We start from the raw sequence: 25833 nt of genomic DNA, 5'->3' as shown, positions 1-25833 counted from the left end.
GGATCAGTGGGTGTATTCCATGAGATCGGTGCCGAGCACCCGGAACGCGTCGTGCGCGCGCAGCCGGTGGCTGATCGAGAGGTCGTCGAAGCAGACGGTCAGCGCGTAGGCGACGCCGGTGCGCGGCCCCCCGAGCACTCCGGCCTCGGCGCGCACCCCGCGATCGCGGCCGGTCTTGTTGAGGAACAGCAGACCGTGCGCGTCGTCATCATGTGCGAACGGGTCGAGGCCCGTCGCGGATGCCACGAGGCTGAGGTCCTGATTCAAGGTGAGCCATTCGGCGACCTGGGCGCTGACGGCGGCGTCCACGGTGCGCGAGTCGACGAGGGCGGCGAACAGTCTCGCGAACTCGCGCGTCGTGCCGACGGCGACGTGCGGAGCGTCATCGGGACCACGCACATCGCGGAACAGATCGAGCACGGCGCTGCGCGGCATCCCGAGCGACACCATCCGCGCCCGGACCTGCTCGTGACCGACGGCCTCGAGCAGTGCGTTCGCGGCGTTGGGGTCGCCCGCCGCCGCGGCCAGCACGGCGAGATCGACCAGCGGCAGCGCCGGTGCGCGCAGGTGCCGCCACAGGCCCGAGCCGGCGACGAGGTCGTCGGGCCGATCGATGATGCGCAGCGGATCGAGCCTGCGCGACTCGAAGCCCGAAGCGGTCTCGACCAGCACGGGAACGACTCCGAGCCCCGCGATCGGCAGGGGCACGTGGTCGTCCCCGCTCAGCACGACGCGGCCCGAGTCGAGCTCGACGACGTGCACCGAGACCTGCGCCCCGGTCTGCGCCAGCTCTTCCAGACGGCGCAGGCTCGACGCGAACGAGCGACGGCCGGCGGCAGCCCGACGCGGAACGCGCCGCGTGCCGCGCTGGGCTCGCCGGCGCGCTGCGGGCACACCGGGGGACGGTTCGGGAGCGGGTGACGGGACCACGCGCGATGTCCTATCCGAGAGAAGGGGTGCGGCCGGGCGCTCTGCGCGACCTCGCATGCCTGAAGGGCGGCGCCCCGGCTATCGTAACCCGCCGCCCCCGGCCGGGGAACCGGCCCTCACCAGATGGTGACCCGCTGCTGAGACGGCAGGTGCAGCCGGTCACCTTCGGTCACGTCGAACGCCTCGTAGAAGGCGTCGATGTTGCTGAGGATCTGGTTGCAGCGGAACTCGTTGGGCGAGTGCGGGTCGATCGTCAGCAGGCGGATCGTCTCGGCCTCGCGGCTCTTCTGCTGCCACACCTGCGCCCACGACAGCAGCAGGCGCTGGATGCCCGTGTAGCCGTCGATCACGGGCGCATCCTCGCCCCCGAGCGAGAGCTCGTAGGCCTTCAGCGCGATGCCGAGACCGCCGAGGTCGCCGATGTTCTCGCCGATCGTCAGCGCGCCGTTCACCTTGTTCTCATCGCTCAGGCCGAGCGGTGTGAGCGCGTCGTACTGGGCGATGAGCGCCTTGGTCCGCTCGTCGAAGGCCGCGCGATCGGCATCCGTCCACCAGTCCTGCAGACGGCCGTCGCCGTCGTAACGGCTGCCCTGATCGTCGAAGCCGTGGCCGATCTCGTGCCCGATCACCGCGCCGATGCCGCCGTAGTTCGCGGCCGCGTCGCGCTTCGGGTCGAAGAACGGGTACTGCAGGATCGCCGCGGGGAAGACGATCTCGTTCATCAGCGGGTTGTAGTACGCATTGACCATCTGCGGCGGCATGAACCACTCGTCGCGGTCGATCGGCTTGCCGACCTTCGCGACCTGACGGTCGTGCTCGAAGACCGTCGCACGGCGGGCGTTGCCGACCAGATCGGCCGGGTCGATGTCGACGCCGTCGTAGTCGCGCCACACGTCGGGGTGGCCGATCTTCGGGCGGAAGGTGTCGAGCTTGGCGAGCGCCTTCTCCCGCGTCTCGGGGCTCATCCACTCCAGCTGCCGGATGCTCTGCCGGTACGCCTCGATGAGGTTGGCGACCAGGTCATCCATCGCGGCCTTGGACTCGGCCGGGAAGTGCCGCTCGACGTAGATGCGGCCGACGGCGTCGCCGAGCGAGCCCTCGACCAGCGAGACGCCGCGCTTCCAGCGCTCGCGGATCGAGGGTGTGCCGGTGAGCTCGGTGCCGTAGAACGAGAAGTTCTCGTCGACGAAGTCGTCGGTGAGGTAGGCGGCCATGCCGTGCACGACCTTGGCGCGCAGCCACGCCTTCCAGTCGTCGAGACGCTCGTCGACGAGCAGCGCGCCCAGGCCCTCGAAGAAGCTGGGCTGGTAGACGACGAGCTCGTCGAACGCGCTCGGCTTCACCGTCGCCACGGCATCCCGCCACGGTGCGAGATCGACGCCGACGAGCTGCTGGAACTCGTCCCAGGTCTTCAGGTTGTATGTCTTCACGGCGTCGCGCGAGGCGACGTTGTCCCAGTGATGACCGGCGATGTCGTGCTCGAGGGCGAAGGCGCGGTCGGCCTGGCCGGCAGCCTCGTGGATCGAGGCGAGGGTGAGGATGCGCTCGAGGTGGGCGCGGTACGCGGCGCGGGTGCCCTCGAAGTTCTCGAGGCGGTAGTAGCTCTCGTCGGGCAGCGACAGCCCTGCCTGCACGGCGAACGGGACGTAGCGCTGGGGGTTGCCGGGATCGGGTTCGATGAAGACGCCGATCAGCGCGGCGATGCCGTCGCGGTCGAGCGTGCCGACCGTCTGCAGGAACGACGGGATGCTGTCGATCGCGTCGACCTTCGCCAGCTCGGACTGCAGCGGAGCGAGGCCGGTCGCGGCGATGCGGTCGGTGTCCATGAAGCTGCGGAACAGATCGCCGACCTTGCGCTCGAGGGTGCCCTCGGCGGCATCCTGTGATTCGACGATGATCTCGCGGACGTCCTTCTCGGCCTGCTCGGCGAGCATGTGGAAAGAGCCCCAGCGCGCCTTGTCGGCCGGGATCTCGGCGGCGTCGAGCCACGCGCCGTTGACGTGGCGGTACAGATCGTCCTGCGGACGGATGTCGGAGCTGAATTCGCTGATGGCAAGGCCGGAGGGCAGAACGTCAGTCATGCTGTCCAGCCTATGCGGCGGGGCCGCCGTCAGGCCCGCGAAGCCTGGTCTCGCGCGGGTGGACGCCGTGTTGCACGCCGCCGTGAGCGCGGTGAGAGATGGGAAACGCCGGTGCCCGGGCATCCGCACCGGCGTTTCCCATCTCCGAACCGGCGAGGCGCGCGGATCCGTGGATCGATTCGGCGCGGGGAACTCAGCCGCCGGACTTGCGCCGGTCCTTGATCCGCAGGCCTCCGGCGGGCAGCGGCTCGACGAGGAACAGATCCGTGGCCCGCACCAGCTCGGAGAGCTTCGCGTAGCCCCAGTTGCGGGAGTCGAAGTCCGGCTGCTGTTTGCGGAGCAGACCACCCACCGCCGCGAGATTCGCCCAGCCGTCTTCATCGGACGCCGCTGTGGTGGTCGTGCGCAGTCCCGAGATCAACTTGGTGTCGCCGCGCAGCCGGCCCTGAGGTACCGCCTCGATCACTTCGGAGGCGCGCTCGGCCGTCGGCTCGTCCAGCACCTCGAGGTAGGTGAACCGGTCGCAGGCGTTGCGGAACGCCTCGGGGGTCTTCTTCTCGCCGAAGCCGTAGACGGTGATGCCCTCTTCGCGGATGCGAGCGGCGAGGCGCGTGAAGTCGCTGTCGGACGACACAATGCAGAAGCCCCGGAAGCGGGCCGTGTAAAGCAGGTCCATGGCATCGATGATCAGTGCACTGTCGGTCGCGTTCTTGCCGACGGTGTTCGCGAACTGCTGAATCGGCTGGATGACGTGCTCGCTCGCGGCCGCTTTCCACGTGCTGAGCTGCGGGCGGGTCCAGTCGCCGTAGATGCGTTTGACGGATGCCGTGCCGATGCTCGCGATCTCAGCGAGCACGGCGCCGATCTTCGCGGGCGACACGTTGTCGGCGTCGATGAGCACGGCGAGGAGGTCTCTGTTCTGCGGCATCCGGTCTGTCACAGTACGAGTAGTAGCAGATCCCGTGGGCCGTCGAGCGCCGTCGCCCTCTGCTGCGGTCGCCGCCGAGACATCAGCCTCGGGGTGAATCGAAGCCGACCTCGACGCGGCGGTTCGGCGCCTGGTCACCCTCGCCTTCCTTGACGAGCAGCTGCCGCTCGCCATGCCCCGTGACGGTGAGTCCGAGACCCGGTCGCGTCTCCGCCAGCACCGCGGCGACGGCGTCGGCCCGCCGACGCGACAGGCCGTCGTTGTAGGAGCCGTCGCCGATCGAATCGGTGTGTCCGTCGACCGTGACGGCCGCCCCGTCGGGGATACCGGCCGCGAGGTCGGCGACCGCACCGCGCGCGGCCTCGGTGAGATCGGCGGAATCGAACGCGAACAGCAGGTCAGATGTCAGGCGCACGGTGCGGTGCTCGCGCTCCTCGATCGTCTGCTCGAGCTCGATCCTGCTTCCGCTCGCGTCGAGATCGACCGTCGCGGCGCGCGCATCGAGATCGATCGTCGATGCCTCGATCATGGCCTGCGTGATCTCGGCGTCGATGTAGGTGTCTTCATCCGTGTCGGCATGAGCCGACGTCGCGACGAGCGCTCCAAGGACCGCTGCCAGCGCGATGGCGACGATGCGCGTCATCGCGCGTCGTCGACGTAGGTGACGGGGATCGCCGAGAAGCCGGGCAGGCCATCGCCGAGGATGACGTCGACCGTCTCGGGCTGGCCCTCGGGCGCAGGCAGCAGCACGCCGACCTCCATCGTGGCGTCCGGCGCGAGGTCGGTGTTCGCGTGATGCGGCACCGAGCCGAGCACGGTGTACGTGCACATCTGCTTGTCATCCCCGGTCCAGCTCCCCTCCGCGCAGAACGGCCGATAGGCCTTGAGGTTCGCCAGGTCCGTCACCGTGGGCGCGTGGCCGATGCCGAGACTGAAGAAGCTCTCGGGCTCGTCACCACCGTCGCGCGTGAGCGCGTACCTCAGGTGCATCACCTTCTCATCGGCGGTGATCGAGCGGACCACCGAGGTGATCACACCCTTCTCACCGAGGTCGGTGGTGCCCTCCGCCAACACGGCGTCTGATCCCGACGCAGCGCCCGCGGCGTCGGATGAGGAATCTTGAGCGGCGGTGCTGGCGGCGGGCTGCTTGCCTCTCGCGTCCGTCGGCTCGGCGCTGCATCCCGTCAGGAGCAGGATCGCTGCGGCCACGGGCACGAGTGTGCGGAATGCAAATGCAGACGTCATGTGGTGTCCTTCCTCAAAGTCACCAGCCTAGACGTCGGAGACCACGCGGCACCGAGACAGCCCTGTCGGCCCCACCGCCTAGGCTCGTGAGGTGGCATCCACCGCGTCCCCCTCCCCCGCGCTGTCGCTGAACCGCGAGATCCTGCGACTCGCCGTGCCCGCCCTCGGCGCCCTCGTGGCCGAGCCCGCCTTCCTCATCCTCGACTCGGTGATGGTCGGCCACCTCGGCACCGCACCGCTCGCGGGCCTCGGCATCGCCAGCGCGGTGCTGCAGACGATCGTCGGCCTGATGATCTTCCTCGCCTACTCGACCACCCCCGCCGTCGCCCGCCGGTTCGGCGCCGGCAAGCCCGGCGACGCCGTCTCGGTCGGCATCGACGGCATGTGGCTCGCCCTGGGCCTGGGCGCCGTGCTCGCCGTGGCCGGAGCCCTCGCCAGCCCGGCACTGGTCGCCGCGTTCGGGGCATCCGCCGCCGTCTCCGCCGAGGCGCAGACGTATCTCACCATCTCGATGTGGGGTCTGCCCGCCATGCTCATCGTGTTCGCCGCCACCGGGCTGCTGCGCGGGATGCAAGACACCATGACTCCGCTGTGGATCGCCGGACTCGGCTTCGGCGCCAACGCCCTGCTCAACTGGCTCTTCATCTACGGACTCGGCTGGGGCATCGCCGGCTCTGCGTTCGGCACGGTCGCCGCGCAGTGGGGAATGGTCTCGGCGTACGTGGTCGTCATCCGCCGTCTCGCCCTCAGACACGGCGCGTCGATGAAGGCTCAGCGCAGCGGCATCCGGGGCACGGCCCGCTCGGGCGGATGGCTGTTCCTGCGCACCGTCAGCCTGCGCGTCGCCCTGCTCGCGACGGTCGGCGTCGCCACCGGCATCGGCACGCAGGAGCTCGCGGGCTGGCAGATCGCCTTCACGATCTTCTCGACAGCCGCCTTCGCGCTCGACGCCCTCGCGATCGCCGCGCAGGCGATGATCGGCAGGAGCCTCGGCTCGGGCGATCTCGCGCAGGTGCACCGCGTGCTGCGCCGAACGGTGGCGTGGGGAGCCTGGTTCGGAGTGATCGTCGGCGCCGCCATCGCCGCCCTGTCGAGCGTGATGGGCGTCGTTTTCACGGGGGATGCCGAGATCGGTGCGCTCGTGCAGCCCGCGTTCCTCGTGCTCGCGGTCGCGCAGCCGGTCGCCGGAGTGGTCTTCGTGCTCGACGGTGTGCTGATGGGAGCCAACGACGCGCGCTACCTCGCCATCGCCGGGCTGCTGAACCTCGTGCCCTTCCTGCCTGCGCTGTGGATCGTCGCCGCCACCGGTGTCGCCGGCGCCGCCGGACTCGTCTGGCTCGCCGTCGCGTTCTTCGGCGTGTACCTGCTCGCGCGTCTCGGCACCCTCGGCTGGCGGGTGCGCACCGACGCGTGGACGAAGGTCGGCGCCTGAGCGCCCAGGCGGGGACGTTCAGGGGCGAGGTTCGCAGGCACGGCCGCGAGCGCTGCGGCAAGAGCGCCCGACGGAGGGAGCCCAATGCCGGTTCTCGGGCCTGGATGACCGACATCCGGCTCCCCGGCACGGCACGGCACTGCACCGCACGGCACGAGCGGTTCGGTCAGTGCCTCCGCGGACGCGGGGAGCCGAATGCCGGTTCTCCGGCCCGAATGACCGACATCCGGCTCCCCGGCACGGCACTGCACCGCACGGCGCACCGGCTCCCCGGCACGGCACTGCCCCGCCCGGCGCGCCCGCACAGGCTCCCCGCCACGGCCACGGCACGGCACGGGCCCCGCGCGGTCGATCGGATGCTGCGCGAGAAGAGGTCAGGCGACCTCGCCCGCCGCGACCGTCTCGGCGAGCATGTGCACGCGCGGCAGGTGGTGGGCGCCGTAGAAGTCGGCCGAGATCAGGCGCGCGGCATCCGCGGCATCCGGAGTCGCGTGCGCCAGCACGGCAGCGACCGCCAGGCCGTGCATCCAGCCGCCGGCGAGGGTTCCGAGCAGCATCAGGTACGGCACGCTGACGCCGTACGCGTCGCGCGTCATGCCGAAGCCGAGCAGCGACGCCGTGGCGCGGCGAGCCGCGTCGACCGCCCGCTCGAGGCGATCGGCCGTGCGCACGGCAACCTCGTGCTCCAGCCCCCGCAGCGTCTCGACGTTCTCACCGATGAGAGAGAACAGCGCCTCGGTCGTCGCGCCGCCGTCGCGGATCACCTTGCGGCCGATGAGGTCGTTCGACTGGATCGCCGTGGTGCCCTCGTAGATCGGCATGATCCGGGCATCCCGATAGTGCTGCGCGACACCGGTCTCCTCGATGAAGCCCATGCCGCCGTGCACCTGGATCGCATCGCTCGTCAGCGCGACGGCGTCCTCCGTCGCCCAGCCCTTGAGGATCGGAACGAAGAACTCCGCGAGCGCTCCGGTGCCGTCGGTCGCCGCCCGGTCGAACAGGTCGCCGACGTAGACGCCCAGCGCGCGCATCGCGAACAGCCGGCTCTGCATCGACAGCAGCAGACGGCGCACATCGGGATGCTCGGCGATCGGCGTGCCGGCCGGTCGGTCGAGCACCGCTCCCTGCAGCCGACCGGCGGCATACGCCACGGCCTGCTGGTACGCGCGGTCGGAGATGCCGGTCGCCTGGAAACCCATGCCCGCGCGCGCGGAGTTCATCATCACGAACATGCCCGCGAGCCCGCCGCCGACCTCGCCGACGAGGTATCCGGTCGCATCCTCGTACGCGAGCACGCAGGTGGGGCTGCCGTGGATGCCGAGCTTGTGCTCGAGCGCCACCGTGGTGACGGCGTTGCGCTCGCCCGGCGCTCCGGATGCGTCGGGCAGGAACTTCGGCACGACGAACAACGACAGGCCCCTGGCCCCGGCCGGAGCATCGGGTGTGCGCGCGAGCACGAGGTGCACGATGTTCTCGGCCACATCGTGGTCACCCCACGTGATGAAGATCTTCTGGCCGCTGACGCCCCACGACCCGTCGCCGCGCGGGGTCGCGATCGTGCGGATCGCGCCGAGGTCGGTGCCGGCGTCGGACTCGGTGAGGTTCATCGTGCCGGTCCACTCGCCCGAGACGAGCTTGGTCAGATACGTCTCGCGGATCTCGTCGGATGCCGCCGCATCCAGCGCGTGGATCTGCCCCGCCGTCAGCAGCCAGCACAGCGCGAACGCCGCGTTGGAGGCGTTCCAGATCTCGCCGAGGCCCGCGCGGATCGAGCCGGGCAGCCCGTCGCCGCCCGCCGACTCGGGCGCCTCGGCGCTGACCCAGCCGGCCTCGACGAACGCCTGGTACGCCTCAGCGAACCCGGCGGGCAGGCGCACCTGCCCGTCTTCGATGCGGGCGCCCTCTCGGTCGCCGCTCGTCTGGAGCGGCGCCAGAACGGATGCCGCGAACTCGCCGGCACCCGCGACGATCTCGGTCGCGTCTTCGGCGCTGAACGCACCGCCGGTCGCCCGGGCGGGAAGGTCGAGGCCGAACGCCTCGCCGAAGAGGAAGCGGTAATCGTCGACCGGGGGGACGTAGTCGGATGCCATGGTGCACTCCATTCGCGTGAGACTCAGGCCCACTTTACGCGAGACTGCGTCTCAAGGGAAGGTGACGCACTCAGGCGTACCGGCGACACCACTCGTACATCACCACGGCCGCCGCAGCGCTCGCGTTGATCGAGCGGGTGGACCCGTACTGCGTGATCTCGATGTGCCCGGACGCCGCGGCGAGCGCCTCGCCCGACAGACCCGGCCCCTCCTGACCGAACAGCAGCACGCAGCGCTCGGGCAGATCGGCACGGTCGACCGGCACCGCCTCGCCGACGTTGTCGACGGCGATGATCGGGATGCCCTCCCCCGCCGCCCACGCGGTGAACGACTCGACGTCGGGATGGTGCACGACGTGCTGATACCGGTCAGTGACCATCGCGCCGCGCTTGTTCCAGCGGCGTCGCCCGATGATGTGCACCGTGTCGGCGAGGAACGCATTGGCGCTGCGCACGATCGAGCCGATGTTCATGTCGTGCTGCCAGTTCTCGATCGCCACGTGGAACGAATGCCGCTGCGAGTCGAGGTCGGCGACGATGGCATCCATCCGCCAGTACCGGTACCGGTCGATGACGTTGCGGGTGTCGCCGTGCGCGAGCAGCTCGGGATCGTAGTGATCGCCGGAAGGCCACTCTTCGGGGCCGCCGGGGTATGGGCCCACCCCATGGGTGCTGCGCTCGGGTGTCTCGTCGGTCACCCCTCCATCTTCGAGCACACCACTGCCCTCCGAGGACGAAGGTGACGCCGAACCCGACCCGGACGCCGGATCTTTCGGCACGCCGAAAATAGGGTACGTTTTCGGCATGCCTAAAAATTCGTCGCGCTCGGTCATCGCTTTCGCAGCGGTCGCCTGCCTCGTCTTCACCCTCGCCGGCTGTACGGACGAATCCGGCCGCCGCCAGAATGGTTCCGACCCCGATCGGCCGATTGTGCTCACCACCTTCACCGTGCTGGCCGACATCGCTCAGAACGTCGCCGGCGAGCACCTGCACGTCGCGTCCATAACCAAGGCCGGCGCCGAGATCCACGGGTACGAGCCGACGCCGCGCGACATCGCGCAGGCGTCCGGCGCCGACCTGATCCTCGACAACGGCCTGGGCCTCGAAGCGTGGTTCGAGCAGTTCGTCGATTCGGTCGACGTGCCGCATGTCGTCGTCTCGGAAGGCGTCGACCCCATCGACATCACCGCGGACGCGTTCGCCGGCAAGCCGAATCCGCACGCGTGGATGAGCCCGGTCAACGCGCAGATCTATGTCGACAACATGGTCGCCGCCTTCAGCGAGCTCGAACCCGCGCATGCCGACGACTTCGCCGCCAACGGCGAGACGTACAAGGCGAAGCTGCAGCAGGTGCAGGATGACCTGGTCGCGGAGCTCGCCGGCATCCCCGAGCAGCAGCGTGCACTGGTCACCTGCGAGGGAGCCTTCTCGTACTTCGCCCGAGACGCAGGGCTCACCGAGGCGTACATCTGGCCCGTCAACGCCGAACAGCAAGCCACGCCCCAGCAGATCGCCGCGGCCATCGAGTTCGTGCGCGACAACGACGTACCGGCCGTCTTCTGCGAGTCGACCGTGTCGGACAAGCCCATGCAGCGCGTGGTCGAGGCCACGGATGCCAAGTTCGGCGGCGTGCTCTACGTCGACTCGCTCTCGGCAGCCGACGGCCCGGTCCCCACCTACCTCGACCTGCTCGGCTACGACGCCGACCGCATCGCGGCGGCGCTCACCGGCGCACGAGCATCATGACCGAGCCGCACCCCCGCCCCGCCCCAGACGCCGGATCCGGCGCACCCGCGATCGAGGCGGCGCACGTCACCGTGCGCTACGGCGAGGTGCTCGCCCTCGACGACGTGTCGCTGCGCATTCCCACCGGCACGGTGACCGGCCTGGTCGGCATGAACGGCTCAGGCAAGTCCACGCTGTTCAAGAGCCTCACCGGCGTGCTGCGACCCGCACACGGGACGGTCTCCGTGGCCGGGATGAAGCCTGCCGAGGCGCGTCGCCGCCGCCTCATCGCCTACATGCCTCAGAGCGAGGAAGTCGATTGGGCGTTTCCGATCTCGGTGCGCGACGTGGTGATGATGGGCCGGTTCGGTCACCTCGGTCTCACACGGCGCCCGCGGCGCACCGATCATGAGGCGGTCGACGCAGCTCTCGAGCGCGTCGAGCTGAGCAACCTCGCCGATCGTCAGATCGGCCGGCTCTCGGGCGGACAGCGCAAGCGCGCCTTCGTCGCGCGGGGACTCGCCCAGGACGCACGGATCCTGCTGCTGGACGAACCGTTCGCCGGCGTCGACAAGCGCTCCGAGGCCATGATCGTGCGACTGCTGCGCGACGCCGCCGCCGAAGGCCGTACCGTGCTCGTGTCGACCCACGACCTGCACGCGCTCCCCTCGCTGGCCGACTCGGCAGCGCTGCTGCTGCGACGGCTGGTGTTCCACGGCGCCGTCGACGACGTGCTCCAGCCGGATGTGCTCGCGCGCGCCTTCGGTCTGGATGTGCTGGGAAGGGACGGCGCATGAACCTCTTCGACCTGATCCTCGAACCGCTGCAGTACGAGTTCATGATCCGCGCTCTGGTCACCACGACCATCGCCGCCGTGGTGTGCGCGCTGCTGTCATGCTGGCTCGTGCTGATCGGCTGGTCGCTGATGGGCGACGCCGTCTCCCATGCCGTGCTTCCTGGCGTCGTGCTCGCATACGTGCTCGGCGCGCCGTTCGCCGTAGGCGCCCTGGTGTTCGGCTTCGTCGCGGTGGGGCTGATCGGGCTGCTCCGCGGCACCAGCCGAGTCAAGGAGGACGCCGCCATCGGCATCGTCTTCACCACACTGTTCGCGCTCGGCCTGGTGCTGATCTCGGTCACCCCCAGCCAGACCGATCTGAACCACATCGTGTTCGGCAACATCCTCGGTGTCTCGGCTGGCGATCTCGCGCAGATAGCGGTGCTCGCCGCCATCACGCTCGTGATCCTGCTGGTGAAGAGGCGCGACCTCACCCTGTACGCCTTCGACCCCGCGCACGCATTCGCGATCGGGCTCTCGCCCCGCTTGCTGGGCGCCCTGCTGCTGGGCCTGCTCGCGCTGACTGCGGTGGTCGCCCTGCAGGTGGTGGGGGTGATCCTCGTGGTGGCGATGCTGATCATCCCGGGCGCGACGGCGTACCTGCTCACCGACCGCTTCACCACGATGCTCATGATCGCCCCCGTGATCTCGGCGGCCTCGTCTGTCGCGGGCATCTATCTGAGCTATTGGGTGGATGCCGCTTCGGGCGGTCTGGTGGTGGTTGTGCAGGGCACCGTGTTCGCGCTGGTCTACCTGTTCAGCCCGCGCCAGGGCGTGCTGCCGAAGCTGATGCGCGCACGCCCGGCGAGGGTGCGTGTGTGAGGTCCTCGGTGGCCACAGGAGCCCCCAGTAGGCTCGAAGCCATGCCCTCCTCCCCCGCCAAGAAGCACCGCGACGACTCCGAGGCGCGCCGGGCGATGCGGCTCAGCACCTGGTTCGCACTGGCGGCGGGAGCTCTGGGCGTGCTGCTCGTCGCCCTGCCGGATCTGCTTCCGGCCGGCGGCCCGTGGGTGCAGCTGGCGCTCGGCGCACTGACCCTGTTCCTCGCCTTCCGGGCCCGTGCGATCGGCACCCGCGGTGTGAACGACTACGACGGGCGGGTGTCGCTGCTCGCCGCGCTCGCAGGGTTCGCGATCCTCTTCTTCGCCGGCAACGCGGCATTCAACGTGCTGATCTCGTTGGGCGGCTGAGCATGGCATCCCCCGCCTTCGACGACTACCTCAAGACGGTCTACGCGCACACCGAGTGGCAGGATGCGCCGATCACCCCGTCACAGCTCGCAGGGGCCCTCGGCATCGCCCCGTCGAGCGTCACCGAGATGGTGAAGAAGCTCGCCGCAGCCGGCCTCGTCTCGCACGTGCCGTACGGCGCGGTGAAGCTGACGGATGCCGGCCGCGAGCGCGCCCTGCAGATGCTGCGCCGGCACCGGCTGATCGAGACGTGGCTGGTGAGCGAGTTCGGCTATGCATGGCACGAGGTGCACGACGAGGCCGAGGTGCTCGAGCACACGATCAGCGACCGGCTGCTGGATGCCGTCGACGAGCGCCTCGGACGCCCGCGCTTCGACCCGCACGGCGACGCGATCCCCGACGCGAACGGCGACGTCGTGCGCGAGCCGTTCGTGCTGCTCGGCGACGCACCCCCCGGGCACGTCGGCCGCGTGCTGCGTGTGAGCGATCGCGACCCCGAGCTGCTGCAGCGACTGGAGGACGCGGGCGTGAGCGTCGGCGTCGAGATCACCGCGCCGGCCGATCTGCCCGATGGGGCGGCGGACGCGGTCTGGCTCAGCCTAGGCTGACCACGGAGGTATCGAGATGAACCAGAGCGACATGCTGTTCCTGGTGCTGATCAGCATCGGGCTCGCCTCGTTGACGCTCTTCACGATCCAGCTGCTCAAGCCGCGCAAGAGAGACAACCGCGGCGAGTGGTACGAGGGCCCCTGGCACGACGACGACCGCCCCCGCCGGCAGGGCTGATGGGCGCGCTCGACGACGGCGAGCGCATCTCGGCACCGGATGCCGCGACCTGGCGCGCCTGGCTCGAGAACAACCACACCAGAGCCGGCGGCGTATGGCTGCTGCACGTGCGCCGCGCAGCGCAGGACGGCATCTCGTACGAGGACGCCGTGCGCCAGGCGCTCTGCTTCGGCTGGATCGACGGGCCCGTGCGCACGTTCGACGACGGCAGCGTCGGGCAGTGGTTCTCACCGCGCCGCCGCGGCAGCGGATGGGCGGCCACGAACAAGGCACGCATCGCGGAGCTCGAGAGCGCCGGGATGCTCGCCCCGGCGGGCATCCGCGTGATCGAGGCCGCGAGGGCCGACGGATCGTGGAGCGCGCTCGACGGCCCTGAGGCCGGCATCGAGCCCGACGACTTCGCCGCCGCCCTGGATGCCGTTCCCGCCGCGCGCGAGAACTGGGACGCCTTCCCACCGTCGGCGAAGAAGCTCGGCCTCACGAACATCGCCATGGCGAAGCGCGCCGAGACCCGGGCATCCCGCATCGCGAAGCTCGTCGCCGACGCGGCGCTCGGCACCCGCCCCTGACGGCGTCTCCACCGGTTACGAATCGGGGGCCGACACTCCAGATGTCGGCCGGATCCTGCGAAAGCGCCCGACATCTGGAGTGTCGGGCCCCGGAATGCCACGCGGGACGCGGGCTACTGCGCGCCGAGGCCCAGGTCATCGAGGTCGTACGCGGCGAGCCACTGCAGGCCTTCGGCCTCGATCGCGGCCTGAGCGCCGGTCCTGCGGTCGACGATCACGGCGACGGCGAGCACCTCGGCGCCCTCGCGACGCAGCACCTCCACGGCCTTCAGCGCCGACTGGCCGGTGGTCGAGGTGTCTTCCAGCACGATGACGCGCTTGCCCGAGATGTCGGCGCCCTCGACCTGGCGGCCGCGGCCGTGGTCCTTCGGCTCCTTGCGCACGACGAAGGCGTCAAGCGGGCGATCAGTGCCGACCGACGCGTGCATGACCGAGTTCGCGATGGGGTCGGCACCCAGCGTCAACCCGCCGACCGCCGCGATGTCGTGGTCCTTGATCAGGTCGAGCATGATGCGCCCGATCGCAGGGGCGGCCCGGTGGTCGAGGGTCAGCTTGCGCATGTCGACGTAGTACGTCGCCTTCTTGCCGCTCGAGAGCGTGAAATCTCCGTGGAACACCGCCTCATCCTTGATGAGATCGAGCAGGGCCTGGCGGTCTTCGGCGAGGTGGGTCACGGCATCCAGTGTATTCACCGCCCGCCGCCTGGCCCGCGCCTCTCTCCTGCCCTACCGTGGGACGCGGAGGTCACCATGTTCTCGTACGATCCCTATGCCGAACTCGCCCAGCTGCGACCGGTCGCACCGCTCGAGCTGACCAGCCCCGACTTCACCGCAGGCGGGCCGCTTCCCGGCTTCGCCTGGTCGTCGGATCGGGCGGGAGAAGACCGCCACCCCATCCTGGAGTGGTCCGACCCACCCGCCGGCACCCTCAGCTTCGCCGTCTCGTGCTTCGACCCCGACGCTCCCACCGGGTCGGGCTTCTGGCACTGGGCCGCCTACAACCTCCCGCCCGACGTGCGCCGCCTCGACAGCGGCGACGGCACCGCGGCGGAGCTTCCCGCCGGCGCGATCGTGCTGCCGAACGAGGCCCGCACGGAGCGCTTCATCGGCGCCGCTCCCCCGGCGGGAACGGGCATCCACCGCTACTTCTTCGTCGTCGACGCGCTCGACGTCGACCATCTCGATCTCGAACCCGGCTCGACGCCGGCGGTGCTCGGCTTCAACCGGCACTTCCACACGCTCGCCCGCGGCGTGCTGATCGGCACGGGAGACCCCGCGGAGCGGTAGCCGGCGACGGCGCCCGGCCGCCGCCCCGAATAGGCTGGATGCATGCGTCTGGCCACCTGGAACATCAACTCGATCCGCACCCGCGTCGCGCGCGCCGTCGACTTCGCCGTCCGTGAGGACGTCGACGTGCTCGCGTTCCAGGAGATCAAGTGCAAGCCCGAGCAGTTCCCGTACGAGCCGTTCGAAGAGGCCGGCTACCAGGTCGAGGTGCACGGGTTCAACCAGTGGAACGGCGTCGCGATCGCGAGTCGTCTGCCGATGACCGACGTGCGCACGTCGTTCGCCGGGCAGCCCGGATTCGCGAAAGGGCACGAGGGCCCGGATGCCCCGCTCGAGGCCCGTGCTCTGGGTGTGATGGTCGACGGCGTTCGGGTGTGGAGCCTGTACGTGCCCAACGGCCGCTCGCTGAACGACGAGCACTACCACTACAAGCTGCACTGGCTCGAGGCGCTGCGCACCGCGACCGCCGCCGAGCTCGCCGCCGACCCGAACCTGCCGCTCGCTCTGGTCGGCGACTTCAACATCATCCCGTTCGACCACGACAACGGCGATCCGGCGATCGTGCAGGGCTTCTCGACGCACGTGTCGCCGCCCGAGCGCGAGGCGTTCTTCGCTCTCGAGTCGGCGGGCGTCACCGATGTCGTGCGCCCGCTGATCCCCGAGGGGTTCACCTATTGGGACTACCAGCGGCTCAAGTTCCCCCGCAACGAGGGCATCCGCATCGACTTCGTGCTCGGCTCGAAGCCCTTCGCCGATGCCGTCACCGGCGCGTCGATCCACCGCAACGAGCGCAAGGGCGAGCAGCCCAGCGACCACGTGCCCGTCGTCGTCGACCTCGACTTCGGCGGCGGTGACGACGACGGCGACATGCCGATGATCTTCGCGTGAGCCTTCGTCCTCAGGCGCCTCTCACGGGCATCCGGCTGATCGCAACCGATCTCGACGGCACCCTGCTCGACGAGTCGGGCAGGGTCTCGCCGCGCACGCGGGCGGCGCTCGACGCCGCTCGGGGTGCCGGGATCGAGACGATCCCCGTCACCGCACGCCAGCCCATCGGGCTGCGGCCGATCGCCGAGCAGGCGGGCTTCGACTCGTGGGCGCTGTGCGGCAACGGCGCCTACGGGCTGCACCTGTCGACGCGGGAGCACCTGTTCGCCGAGGAGATCCCCTCTGACGTGCAGGGTGAGCTGGCTCGGGCGCTGCTGAAGAGCATCCCGGATCTCGTCTTCGCGAGCGTGCGCGACGCCGGCGAGGGGTTCGTCGCCCAGCACGGGTACGCCGCGCTCGCCCAGCTGAGCGACCACAAGCGCGACCCGGAGGCGATGGGCGGCGTCGCGCTCGACGAGGTGGTCGGCTCGCCCAGCCTCAAACTCGTGATCCGGCACGCATCCGTGCCGATCGATGAGATCTTCGAGGCGCTGAACGCCCTCGGACTGACAGGCTTCGCGGCGACCCTGTCGGGTCCACCGTTCGTCGAGGTGATGGCGCAGGGCGTGACCAAGGCGACCGGGCTCGCTCAGGTGTGCGAGCGGCTCGGCATCGATGCGCACGAGGTGCTGGCATTCGGCGATGCACTCAACGACCTCGAGATGCTGCAGTGGGCGGGGCACGGCGTCGCGATGGGCAACGCGATCGACGTCGTGCGGGATGCCGCCGACGAGGTCACCGCAGCGAACGCCGACCACGGCGTCGCGCGCGTGATCGAGCGGATGCTGCACCGCTGAGCCGCCCCTGCCGATAGCCTGAGGCCATGGCTGCTCGCTCTGAGATCGAATGCTGGCTCACCGACATGGACGGCGTTCTCGTGCACGAGAACGACGCGATCCCCGGCGCAGCCGAGCTGCTCGCCGGATGGGAACGCGACGGCATCCCCTACCTGGTGCTCACGAACAACTCCATCTTCACCGCGCGCGACCTCTCGGCCCGGCTGCGGGCCAGCGGCCTGCACGTGCCCGAGGAGCGGATCTGGACCTCGGCGCTCGCCACCGCCGACTTCCTCGCCCAGCAGCTGCCGGGCGGCTCGGCCTTCGTGATCGGCGAGGCCGGCCTGCACACCGCTCTGCACGATGCGGGCTTCATCATGACCGAGACGCGGCCGGACTTCGTCGTGGTCGGCGAGACCCGCAACTACTCGTTCGAGGCGATCACCAAGGCGATCCGGCTCATCGGAGCCGGCGCGCGCTTCATCGTCACCAACCCCGACGCCACAGGTCCCAGCGCCGAAGGTCCGCTCCCGGCCACCGGCGCGATCGCGGCGCTGATCACCAAGGCCACAGAGCGCGAGCCGTACGTGGTGGGCAAGCCGAACCCGATGATGTTCCGCTCGGCGCTGAACAAGATCGGGGCGCACTCCGAGACGACCGGGATGATCGGCGACCGGATGGACACCGACATCGTCGCCGGCATCGAGGCCGGCCTGCACACCGTGCTGGTGATGACCGGCATCAGCGACCGGTCCGACATCGAGCGGTTCCCATTCCGCCCCGACGAGATCGTGCAGTCCGTCGCGGATCTGCTTCCCGACAGCAACGACTGACCCGCTCCGCCTCAGCCCGCCCCGTCCGTCCTGCGGGGGATGCCCGCGCATCCGCTCGTCCGTAAGTTGGAGAGATGCCCGCGCCCGCCGCCTTCACCCGCACCCCGACCGACCGCGATCGGCGGCAGGACCTGCTGCTCGCCGTGGTCATGCTGGTCGGCGCGGTCATCAGCGCCGCACTGTCGAGCATCTCCGGTCTCTACCGAGACGAGCAGGCACCCCTGTGGTGGGCCCTGCTCGTCGCAGTCGGCATCTCGGCCCCCCTCGTCGTGCGCCGGCGGTATCCGGCGCTGGTGGCCGTCGTCATCGCGGTGGTCATGTTCACCAGCGCCACCCTGCGCATCCCCGAGATCTACGCCACCAACATCGCCATGTTCATCGCGCTGTACACGGTGGGCGCCTGGATGAACGACCGCCGCCGCGGGTTCTTCGTGCGAGCCGCGATCATCCTCGGCATGTTCATCTGGCTGATCATCGTGATGTACCGCGACGCGATCGACGAGGCGGACAAGGCCGAGGTCGCCGCGGGTCTGCTCTCGCCGTTCGTCGCGTTCATGATGCTGAACCTGCTGGTCAACGTGCTCTACTTCGGCGGCGCCTACTACTTCGGCGAGCGCTCGTGGCATGCCGCCGCACAGCGCTTCGCACTCGAGCAGCGCACCGCCGAGCTCGAGGCCGAGCGGGAGATCACCGCCGCACAGGCGGTGGCCCTCGACCGGGTGCGCATCGCCCGCGAGCTGCACGACGTGGTCGCGCACCACGTGTCCGTGATGGGTGTGCAAGCGGGTGCGGCTCGGCTGGTGATCGACCGCGACCCCGATGAGGCGAAGCGGATGCTGTCCGGCGTGGAAGACGCTTCCCGTGAGGCCGTCGGCGACTTCCGGCAGCTGCTCGAGACGCTTCGCGACCCGGGCGACGGCGGCCGCGACGAGCCCTCGGCGGTCGGGATCGCCGACATCGAGCAGCTGGCGCAGGCCTCGACGGATGCCGGGCTGTCCACCGCCTACACCGAGATCGGCGACCCCGTTCCGGTGTCGTCGACGGTCGGCGTGAATCTGTACCGGATCGCGCAGGAGGCGCTGACCAACGCCCGCCGCCATGCCGGCGCGGGGGCCGCCGCCGACGTGCGGCTGCGCTGGATGCCTGACGCCCTCGAGCTCGAGATCGTGAACACCGGTCGCACGGTCGGAGTACTGCGGCCGGGGCTCGGGCAGCTGGGCATGCGCGAACGCGCGTTGGCATCCGGCGGCGATATCGAACTGCAGCCGCGGCCACAGGGCGGCTTCCGGGTGCGGGTGACTGTCCCGATCGCGTCCATGCCGATCGGACCGGACCCGATCGCACCCGCGCCGTCGACCGCACCGGCGGTGACGCGATGATCCGGGTGCTGCTCGTCGACGACCACGCCATGCTGCGTGCGGGCTTCCGCGCGATCCTCAGCACCCAGCCCGACATCGAGGTCGTCGGCGAAGCCACGACCGGAGCCGAGGGTGTGCGGTTCGCCACCGAGCTGCAGCCCGATGTCATCACGATGGACGTGCAGATGCCCGACATGGACGGCATCGAGGCGACCCGGCGCATCGTCGCCGACCCCGCCGTCGCCGCGTCGATCGCCATCGTGACGACCTTCGACCGCGACGAGTACCTCTTCCAGGCGCTGGATGCCGGGGCCGGGGGCTTTCTGCTGAAGAACGCCGGGCCTGAGGAGCTGATCACCGCGGTGCGGGCGCTCGCGGCGGGCGACGGGATCCTCGCGCCTGAGGTGACGCGGCGAGTGCTGTCGAGGTTCTCGATGTCGCGGGGCGGCGCTTCGACGGGTTCAACGACCCAGCAGGCAGGCTCTGGGAACCAGAGCGTCCTCGCCGAGCCGCTCACCGACCGCGAGTCGGAGGTGCTCGCGCTCATGGCCGACGCCCGCAGCAACGCCGAGATCGCTCGCGAGCTGTTCATCGGCGAGGCGACGGTGAAGACCCACGTGTCGCGGGTGCTGCAGAAGCTCGGCGCCCGCGACCGCGTGCAGGCGATCGTGCTGGCTCACCGCCACGGGCTCAGCCGGTGAGCGCCGGACTCGTCGTGCGCGCGGCCCTCCACCTCGGCCGGTAGGCGGAGCTGCGCAATCCGCCGCAGGGGGGATGCCATGCCCCACCGCCCTTCCCTAGCGTGAAGTCATGAGCTATCTCAGACTCGACGGAATCACCAAGAGCTACGGCTCGCGCAAGGTGCTCGACGGCATCCGATTCGACGTCGCCCCCGGGCGACTGACCGGTTTCGTCGGCGGCAACGGCGCCGGCAAGACGACCACCATGCGCATCATCCTCGGCGTTCTCGCCTCCGACGGCGGCACCGTGACGCTCGACGGGCGACCGGCGACCGCCGACGACCGGCAGGGCTTCGGATACATGCCGGAGGAGCGCGGGCTGTACCCGAAGATGAAGGTGCTCGAGCAAGTCGTCTACCTCGGCCGCCTGCACGGCTTCAGCAAGGCCGACGCCGCGGCGCGCGGCACCGCGCTGCTCGAAGAGCTCGGGCTCGGTGAACGGCTCGACGAGAAGATCGAGGCCCTGTCGCTGGGCAACCAGCAGCGGGCGCAGATCGCCGCGGCGCTCGTGCACGACCCGCAGGTGCTCATCCTCGACGAGCCGTTCTCGGGCCTCGACCCGCTCGCGGTCGACGTGGTCGCAGAGGTGCTGCAGCGCCGCGCCGCGGCCGGGGCGGCCATCCTCTTCTCGTCGCACCAGCTCGACGTCGTAGAGCGGCTGTGCGACGACCTGATCATCATCGCCGGGGGCACGATCCGCGCGGCGGGCTCGCGCGACGAGCTGCGCTCGGCGCACTCGACGCTGCGCTACCAGCTGCACTCCAGCGGCGACGTCGGCTGGCTGCGTACCGAGCCGGGCATCTCGGTGATCGACTTCGAGGGTGGATCCGCGCTGTTCGACGTCGACGCCCCGGACACCGCGCAGCGCGTGCTGCGCGAGGCCATCGATCGCGGCGCCGTGTCGAGCTTCGCCCCCCAGCATCCGTCCCTCGCCCAGATCTTCAAGGAGGTCATCGCATGAACAGCGCCGTCTGGCTCGTCGCCGAACGCGAGATCATGGCGAAGCTGCGCAGCCGCGCATTCGTCATCGCCACCGGGATCCTGCTGCTGCTCGCCCTCGCCGGGGTGCTCATCGGTGGGGTGATGGGCAAGAGCCCGACCACCGATGCCATAGCCGTCACACCCGAGACCGCTGCCGTGATCGACGGGATGCCCGGGCTCGAGGCACACGAGGTACCCGACCGTGCGGCTGCCGAAGAGCTCGTCACGAGCGACGAGGTGAAGGCCGCCCTCGTTCCCGGCGACTCGACCGGATTCGGGTACGTGGTGCTCGCGAAGGACGGCGCACCGTCCGGTCTCATGATGATGCTGTCGCAGTCGCCCACCGTCGAGGTGCTGCAGCCGGCCGACACCGACCCGCTGCTGCGCTACCTGGTGGCGCTCGGATTCGGGCTGGTGTTCCTGATCGCCGCATCGACCTTCGGCGGCACGATCGCGCAGAGCGTGGTGGAGGAGAAGCAGACCCGCGTGGTCGAGCTGCTCATCTCAGCGATCCCCACGCGGGCGCTGCTCGCCGGCAAGGTGCTCGGCAACACCGTGCTGGCGATGGGCCAGATCATCGCGCTGGCCGTGATCGCGATCGTCGGACTGATCGTGACCGGGCAGGAGGACGTGCTCAGCGGCATCGGCGCCCCCATCCTCTGGTTCGCGGTGTTCTTCCTGTTCGGCTTCGTGCTGCTCGCGTCGCTCTACGCGGCGGCGGCGGCGATGGTGTCGCGTCAGGAGGACATCGGATCGACGACCATGCCGCTGATGATGCTCGTGATGGCGCCGTACTTCCTCGTCATCTTCTTCAACGACAACCCGCTGGTGCTGACGATCATGTCGTATGTGCCGTTCTCTGCCCCGGTCGCGATGCCGGTGCGGATGTTCGTCGGCGAGGCTCAGTGGTGGGAGGGAGCGCTGTCGCTCGTCATCCTCCTCGCGTCGTGCGTCGCGGCGATCGTCATCGCGGCGAAGATCTACGAGAACTCGCTGCTGCGGATGGGGTCGCGGGTCAAGCTCGCGGAGGCGCTGCGCGGCTGACACGCCGGCTTCGCCGGCCCGCTCGAGAAACCATGACTCCGAATGTGGAATATGCATTCGCATGCAAGAGTTGTGCTCGATGGACGATGAGGTCCGCAGGCAATCCGTTCTCCCCCACTGAAAGGGCCTCATCGAGCATGAGCACTCCTGTCCTCGACCGCACCGCCCAGACCGAGCACCCCGTGCTCGACGTCCTCGCCGACCGCTGGAGCCCGCGCGCGTACGACGCTGACGCTCCGATCGACGAGGCCAAGCTCGCCTCGGCGCTCGAAGCCGCACGCTGGTCGCCGTCGGCGTACAACTCCCAGCCCTGGCGCTTCATCGTCGCGCGCCGCGGCACCGAGCTGCACGGCGGAGTCGTGTCGGCTCTGGTGGAGTTCAACCAGGCCTGGGCCGCGCACGCCGCGGTGCTCGTCGTCGCCATCGCCGAGGCCGCGTCCGAGGGCGGCACGCCCAACACGCACGCGATCTACGACCTGGGCCAGGCTGTGGCACACCTGTCGGTGCAGGCGCACTCCGACGGTCTGCACGTGCACCAGATGAGCGGCTTCGACCCCTCCACCATCAGCGAGCTGACCGACCTCGGCGAGCGCTTCACCCCGATCACGGTCATCGCCCTCGGCGAACTCGGCGATGCCGGTGGGCTGCCCGAGGCGCTGCAGGAGCGCGAGTCGGCGCCGCGCGTGCGTCGGCCGATCGACGAGACCATCATCGCCAGCGCCTGACGCCGGAACCCGACGAGAGCGCCGTCCCCGATCCCGGGGCGGCGCTCTCTGCGTCAGCGGGGCTTGCGCGCGCCGTCGTTCAGGGCGTCTGCGGCCCGCACCAGCGCGAGGTGCGAGAACGCCTGCGGGGTATTGCCCAGCTGACGCCCGGCGATCGGGTCGTACTCCTCGGCGAGCATCCCCACGTCGTTGGTCAGCGAGCAGAGCCGATCCATCAACTCCACCGCCTCGTCACGGCGCCCGGTGCTCGCGTACTGCTCGACGAGCCAGAACGAGCACGCGAGGAACGGACTCTCCGACCCGGCCAGGCCGTCGACACCGCTCTGCGTGCGGTAGCGGTGCAGCAGGCCATCGTGCATGAGAGTCTTCTCGATGCGGTCGACCGTCGCGAGCATCCGCTCGTCGTCGTGTCGGCAGTAGCCGACCTCCGGAAGCAGCAGCAGCGACGCATCCACCTCGTCGGTGTCGTAGTGCTGGGTGAAGTGCCCGTCGCGGACCCCGCTCGAGTCGATCTCGTCTCGGAGCCGGTCGCGCAGCGTGCGCCACGTCTTGACCGCGCCGGGCAGGCCATGATCCTCGACCGCCCGCACACCGCGGTCGAAAGCCGCCCACATCATCACCCGGGAATGGGTGAACATGCGCGCAGGCCCGCGGATCTCCCACAGGCCGTGATCCGGATGGTCGATCTGATCCGCCGCGAATCGCAGCAGGCTGCGCTCGAGCGGCCACGAGAACGTGCTCTCGACCAGGCCGGCAGTGCGTGCCGCCGACAGGGTCACCAGCACTTCGCCCACCACGTCGGCCTGGTACTGCGACCACGCACCGTTGCCGACGCGGACAGGCGACGACCCGGCGTAGCCGGGCAGCGCGGTGAGCTCGCGCTCGAACAGGTCCCGCTCACCCGCCAGGCCGTACATGATCTGCAGATCCGCCGGATCACCGGCCACCGCGCGCAGCAGCCACTCGCGCCAGCTGTCGGCGAGTCCGAGGAAGCCGTGGTCGAGCAGCGCCTCGAGTGTGAGGGCGGCGTCGCGCAGCCAGACGTAGCGGTAGTCCCAGTTGCGCTCGCCGCCGATCTCCTCGGGCAGCGCCATGGTGGCCGCTGCCGCGATCCCCCCGGTCTCGTGATTGGTGAGAGCGCGCAGGATGAGCAGCGACCGCACCACCTTCTCGTGGTGAGGCCCGGAGTGCTCGATCGTGTCCGCCCAGCTCTGCCACCACTTCTTCGTCGACCCGAGCACCTCGTCCACGTCGAGCAGGTCCGGTGCCGGGCGATGCGACGGGAACCACGCCAGCTGCAGATCGCGCACCTCGCCCGCGGCGACGCGCACTTCGCCGCGGTGCTCGTGATCGGCGGCCGTCAGACGCGCCCCACGCACCACCAGCGCGTCGGGACCCGCCATGGCGACCAGCTGCGGCTCGTCGTCGGTGCCCGTCTGCCGCACCCACGGCATGGCGCGGGAGTAGTCGAAGCGGATGCGCAGGCTCTGCGTGAACGCCATCTCCCCGGCGACTCCCACGATGCGGCGCACGACATCCGTCCGCCGGATCTGCACGCTCGGATCGGGATCGATGGGCATGAAGTCGTGCACTTCAGCGACCGCGTCACCGCTCTGCCAGCGGGTGATCAGCACGAAGGTGTCGCGATCGTAATGACGGGTGACCGTGGCGTCCGGATCGGCGGGGCGCAGCATCCACCGCCCGTGCGATTCGTCGCCCAGCAGGGCGGCGAACGTGCTGGGCGAGTCGAGTCGTGGCAGACACAGCCAGTCGATGCTGCCCTCCCGCGACACGAGTGCCGCTGTGCGGCAGTTGCTGAGCAGGGCGTAGTCCTCGATTCGCGTCACCACGAGCGCAGTCTGTCATCGCAGGCGTGGCTGCTCCACCCCCCTTGCGCTGGGTGCGGCGGCGACTACCCTCGGTGCCATGTCGACGACCAGAACACTCTTCATCCTCGGCGCGACCGGCGATCTCACCTCGCGCCTGCTGCTGCCCTCGCTCGCGTCTCTGCTCGGCAAAGAGCACAAGCGCCGGGTGACCCTGCGCGGGTCGGGCACCGAGGACGGGAATGCCGAGACCTGGCGCGCCACGGTCGAGAAGTCGTTCGCCGACTCGCCCGAGGCACTGGACCGTGTCGACGTCGCCGACTACATCCAGGCCGATGTGACGGATGCCTCGGCGGTGGCATCGCTCGTCGACACCCTCGATCCGGACACGGTGCTCTACTTCGCCCTGCCCCCGGCGGTCACCGCCGCGGCGATCGATGCGATGACCGGCCTGACGCTGCCCGAGGGCACAGTGCTTGCGATGGAGAAGCCGTTCGGGCAGGACGAAGCGAGCGCTCGGGCCCTCAACGACAAGCTGCTGGCGCTGGTGCCCGAGAAGCAGATCTTCCGCGTCGACCACTTCCTCGGCCGGTCGACCCTGCTCAACCTGCTCGGCGTGCGCCTGGCCAACCGCATCTGGGAGCCGGTGTGGTCGGCCGAGCACATCCAGGAGGTGCTGATCCGGTTCGATGAGTCCGTCGCCCTCGAGGGACGCGCCCGCTACTACGACAGAGCCGGCGCGATGATCGACATGATCCAGAGCCACTTGCTGCAGGTGCTCGCCCTGCTCGCGATGGACCCGCCCGCGACGCTCGGCGAGCGCGATCTGCGCGATGCGAAGGCGGAGGTGCTGCGCGCCACGCACGTGATGCAGGACGACCCGGCTCGCTTCTCACGGCGCGCGCAGTACACCGCCGGCGCCCAGCAGCTCGTCGACGGGGGGTCGCGCGAGCTGCCGTCCTACCGTGACGAGGAGGGAGTCGACGACTCACGGCAGACCGAGACGCTCGCCGAGGTCGTCTTCGAGGTGGCCAGCGACCGCTGGGCCGGGGTGCCGTTCACCCTGCGCTCGGGCAAGGCGCTCGAACGCAAGCGCTCCGAGATCGTCGTGACGTTCAAGCCTGTGCGGCATGTGCCACCGGGTCTGAACGGCACCCCGGCCGACGGCGGGCGTCTCACCTTCTCGCTCGGTCCGGACGAGATGCACCTGCGGCTGCATATGACGGGCGGCGATGACCCGTTCGCCCTGCGCGACGAGGATCTCGTCGCGCAACTGGGCGCCGGACAGCAGCGCTCTTACGAGGAGGTGCTCGACGAGCTGCTCGACGGCGATGTCGCCCTGTCGGTGCGGGCGGACGAGGCCGAGCAGTGCTGGCGGATCATCCAGCCGGTGCTGGATGCCTGGGCTCGCGACGAGACGCCGCTCGACGAGTACCCCGCCGGCTCCACCGGCCCCGCGGCCTGGGAGACCTCGACGCACGACTGAAGCCCCGCGTCGCCAGATCGCGGGGCTTCAACCGGTGGGGC

27 protein-coding genes are annotated in these 25833 nt (G+C 69.9%); 18 read left to right on the top strand and 9 right to left on the bottom strand.

Annotation, left to right across the window (positions count from 1 at the left end; translation table 11 throughout):
• Nucleotides 1-3: 3 nt before the first annotated feature.
• From ACWGSM_RS10405 to ACWGSM_RS10385, 5 genes are all read right to left on the bottom strand, one after another.
• Entirely contained in the window at nucleotides 4-930 is a 927-nt protein-coding gene (locus tag ACWGSM_RS10405; RefSeq protein WP_452322844.1) for a serine hydrolase, read from the bottom strand.
• Between the two features lie 116 nt (nucleotides 931-1046).
• Entirely contained in the window at nucleotides 1047-3011 is a 1965-nt protein-coding gene (locus ACWGSM_RS10400; RefSeq protein ID WP_452322843.1) for a M13 family metallopeptidase, read from the bottom strand.
• 193 nt (nucleotides 3012-3204) lie between these two features.
• Complete coding sequence (locus ACWGSM_RS10395; RefSeq protein ID WP_452322842.1) at nucleotides 3205-3939, bottom strand: NYN domain-containing protein; 735 nt, start codon at nucleotides 3937-3939, stop codon at nucleotides 3205-3207.
• Nucleotides 3940-4021: 82 nt separating this feature from the next.
• Nucleotides 4022-4582: an OmpA family protein gene (locus ACWGSM_RS10390; RefSeq protein WP_452322841.1), complete on the bottom strand. Its 561-nt coding sequence runs from the start codon at nucleotides 4580-4582 to the stop codon at nucleotides 4022-4024.
• Nucleotides 4579-5184 (bottom strand): hypothetical protein, encoded by a 606-nt coding sequence (locus ACWGSM_RS10385; protein WP_452322840.1) that lies wholly within the window; start codon nucleotides 5182-5184, stop codon nucleotides 4579-4581. Before ACWGSM_RS10385 ends, ACWGSM_RS10390 begins: the two co-directional genes overlap by 4 nt.
• Nucleotides 5185-5275: 91 nt before the next feature.
• On the opposite strand from ACWGSM_RS10385, the gene ACWGSM_RS10380 reads away from it, so the two are divergent.
• The gene (locus tag ACWGSM_RS10380) at nucleotides 5276-6616 is read left to right on the top strand and encodes an MATE family efflux transporter (RefSeq protein ID WP_452322839.1); all 1341 of its coding nucleotides are present in this window, start codon (nucleotides 5276-5278) and stop codon (nucleotides 6614-6616) included.
• Nucleotides 6617-6990: 374 nt separating this feature from the next.
• Here ACWGSM_RS10380 and ACWGSM_RS10375 read toward each other — a convergent pair whose 3' ends face one another.
• Together ACWGSM_RS10375 and ACWGSM_RS10370 are read right to left on the bottom strand one after the other, a co-directional pair.
• A complete protein-coding gene (locus ACWGSM_RS10375; protein WP_452322838.1) occupies nucleotides 6991-8706 on the bottom strand; it encodes an acyl-CoA dehydrogenase in 1716 nt (571 codons plus the stop codon).
• A gap of 70 nt (nucleotides 8707-8776) precedes the next feature.
• Complete coding sequence (locus ACWGSM_RS10370) at nucleotides 8777-9403, bottom strand: TrmH family RNA methyltransferase (RefSeq protein ID WP_452322837.1); 627 nt, start codon at nucleotides 9401-9403, stop codon at nucleotides 8777-8779.
• A 106-nt stretch (nucleotides 9404-9509) separates the two neighbouring features.
• Between ACWGSM_RS10370 and ACWGSM_RS10365 the strand changes: the two genes are divergently transcribed.
• The 7 genes from ACWGSM_RS10365 to ACWGSM_RS10335 are packed head-to-tail and all read left to right on the top strand — an operon-like array spanning nucleotide 9510 to nucleotide 13810.
• Nucleotides 9510-10451 carry a metal ABC transporter substrate-binding protein gene (locus ACWGSM_RS10365; RefSeq protein WP_452322836.1) on the top strand — a complete coding sequence of 314 codons (942 nt, stop codon included), beginning with the start codon at nucleotides 9510-9512 and terminating at the stop codon, nucleotides 10449-10451.
• Complete coding sequence (locus tag ACWGSM_RS10360) at nucleotides 10448-11227, top strand: metal ABC transporter ATP-binding protein (RefSeq protein WP_452322835.1); 780 nt, start codon at nucleotides 10448-10450, stop codon at nucleotides 11225-11227. The genes ACWGSM_RS10365 and ACWGSM_RS10360 overlap by 4 nt, the downstream gene beginning before the upstream one ends.
• The gene (locus ACWGSM_RS10355) at nucleotides 11224-12087 is read left to right on the top strand and encodes a metal ABC transporter permease (RefSeq protein ID WP_452322834.1); all 864 of its coding nucleotides are present in this window, start codon (nucleotides 11224-11226) and stop codon (nucleotides 12085-12087) included. The genes ACWGSM_RS10360 and ACWGSM_RS10355 overlap by 4 nt, the downstream gene beginning before the upstream one ends.
• Before the next feature lie 41 nt (nucleotides 12088-12128).
• Nucleotides 12129-12455: a hypothetical protein gene (locus ACWGSM_RS10350; protein ID WP_452322833.1), complete on the top strand. Its 327-nt coding sequence runs from the start codon at nucleotides 12129-12131 to the stop codon at nucleotides 12453-12455.
• Between the two features lie 2 nt (nucleotides 12456-12457).
• Complete coding sequence (locus ACWGSM_RS10345) at nucleotides 12458-13063, top strand: metal-dependent transcriptional regulator (RefSeq protein ID WP_452322832.1); 606 nt, start codon at nucleotides 12458-12460, stop codon at nucleotides 13061-13063.
• A 16-nt stretch (nucleotides 13064-13079) separates the two neighbouring features.
• Nucleotides 13080-13241, top strand: coding sequence for a hypothetical protein (locus tag ACWGSM_RS10340; protein WP_452322831.1), 162 nt, complete (start codon nucleotides 13080-13082; stop codon nucleotides 13239-13241).
• The gene (locus tag ACWGSM_RS10335) at nucleotides 13241-13810 is read left to right on the top strand and encodes a YdeI/OmpD-associated family protein (RefSeq protein ID WP_452322830.1); all 570 of its coding nucleotides are present in this window, start codon (nucleotides 13241-13243) and stop codon (nucleotides 13808-13810) included. Before ACWGSM_RS10340 ends, ACWGSM_RS10335 begins: the two co-directional genes overlap by 1 nt.
• Before the next feature lie 113 nt (nucleotides 13811-13923).
• Here ACWGSM_RS10335 and pyrE read toward each other — a convergent pair whose 3' ends face one another.
• Nucleotides 13924-14484, bottom strand: coding sequence for an orotate phosphoribosyltransferase (pyrE, locus tag ACWGSM_RS10330; RefSeq protein WP_452322829.1), 561 nt, complete (start codon nucleotides 14482-14484; stop codon nucleotides 13924-13926).
• A gap of 75 nt (nucleotides 14485-14559) precedes the next feature.
• Between pyrE and ACWGSM_RS10325 the strand changes: the two genes are divergently transcribed.
• From ACWGSM_RS10325 to ACWGSM_RS10285, 9 genes are all read left to right on the top strand, one after another.
• Complete coding sequence (locus tag ACWGSM_RS10325) at nucleotides 14560-15096, top strand: YbhB/YbcL family Raf kinase inhibitor-like protein (RefSeq protein ID WP_452322828.1); 537 nt, start codon at nucleotides 14560-14562, stop codon at nucleotides 15094-15096.
• A 42-nt stretch (nucleotides 15097-15138) separates the two neighbouring features.
• Nucleotides 15139-15984: an exodeoxyribonuclease III gene (locus ACWGSM_RS10320; RefSeq protein WP_452322827.1), complete on the top strand. Its 846-nt coding sequence runs from the start codon at nucleotides 15139-15141 to the stop codon at nucleotides 15982-15984.
• Complete coding sequence (locus ACWGSM_RS10315) at nucleotides 15981-16820, top strand: Cof-type HAD-IIB family hydrolase (protein WP_452322826.1); 840 nt, start codon at nucleotides 15981-15983, stop codon at nucleotides 16818-16820. Before ACWGSM_RS10320 ends, ACWGSM_RS10315 begins: the two co-directional genes overlap by 4 nt.
• 26 nt (nucleotides 16821-16846) lie before the next feature.
• The gene (locus ACWGSM_RS10310; protein WP_452322825.1) at nucleotides 16847-17632 is read left to right on the top strand and encodes an HAD-IIA family hydrolase; all 786 of its coding nucleotides are present in this window, start codon (nucleotides 16847-16849) and stop codon (nucleotides 17630-17632) included.
• A 74-nt stretch (nucleotides 17633-17706) separates the two neighbouring features.
• Complete coding sequence (locus ACWGSM_RS10305; RefSeq protein ID WP_452322824.1) at nucleotides 17707-19011, top strand: sensor histidine kinase; 1305 nt, start codon at nucleotides 17707-17709, stop codon at nucleotides 19009-19011.
• Nucleotides 19008-19691: a response regulator gene (locus tag ACWGSM_RS10300; RefSeq protein ID WP_452322823.1), complete on the top strand. Its 684-nt coding sequence runs from the start codon at nucleotides 19008-19010 to the stop codon at nucleotides 19689-19691. The genes ACWGSM_RS10305 and ACWGSM_RS10300 overlap by 4 nt, the downstream gene beginning before the upstream one ends.
• Nucleotides 19692-19800: 109 nt before the next feature.
• Nucleotides 19801-20691, top strand: a complete 891-nt coding sequence (locus ACWGSM_RS10295) for an ABC transporter ATP-binding protein (RefSeq protein ID WP_452322822.1) — start codon at nucleotides 19801-19803, stop codon at nucleotides 20689-20691.
• Complete coding sequence (locus ACWGSM_RS10290) at nucleotides 20688-21755, top strand: ABC transporter permease (RefSeq protein ID WP_452322821.1); 1068 nt, start codon at nucleotides 20688-20690, stop codon at nucleotides 21753-21755. Before ACWGSM_RS10295 ends, ACWGSM_RS10290 begins: the two co-directional genes overlap by 4 nt.
• Nucleotides 21756-21892: 137 nt before the next feature.
• Entirely contained in the window at nucleotides 21893-22480 is a 588-nt protein-coding gene (locus ACWGSM_RS10285; protein WP_452322820.1) for a nitroreductase family protein, read from the top strand.
• A 53-nt stretch (nucleotides 22481-22533) separates the two neighbouring features.
• Here the strand turns inward: ACWGSM_RS10285 and ACWGSM_RS10280 are convergent, their stop codons facing one another.
• Nucleotides 22534-24330 carry a glycoside hydrolase family 15 protein gene (locus ACWGSM_RS10280; protein WP_452322819.1) on the bottom strand — a complete coding sequence of 599 codons (1797 nt, stop codon included), beginning with the start codon at nucleotides 24328-24330 and terminating at the stop codon, nucleotides 22534-22536.
• Nucleotides 24331-24406: 76 nt separating this feature from the next.
• Here ACWGSM_RS10280 and ACWGSM_RS10275 point away from each other — a divergent pair, with 76 nt between their 5' ends.
• Nucleotides 24407-25792 carry a glucose-6-phosphate dehydrogenase gene (locus ACWGSM_RS10275; protein ID WP_452322818.1) on the top strand — a complete coding sequence of 462 codons (1386 nt, stop codon included), beginning with the start codon at nucleotides 24407-24409 and terminating at the stop codon, nucleotides 25790-25792.
• Nucleotides 25793-25833: the final 41 nt, after the last annotated feature.

This window comes from Microbacterium sp. NPDC055521, from assembly GCF_053619695.1.
This window is presented reverse-complemented; position numbering and strand designations above follow the sequence as displayed.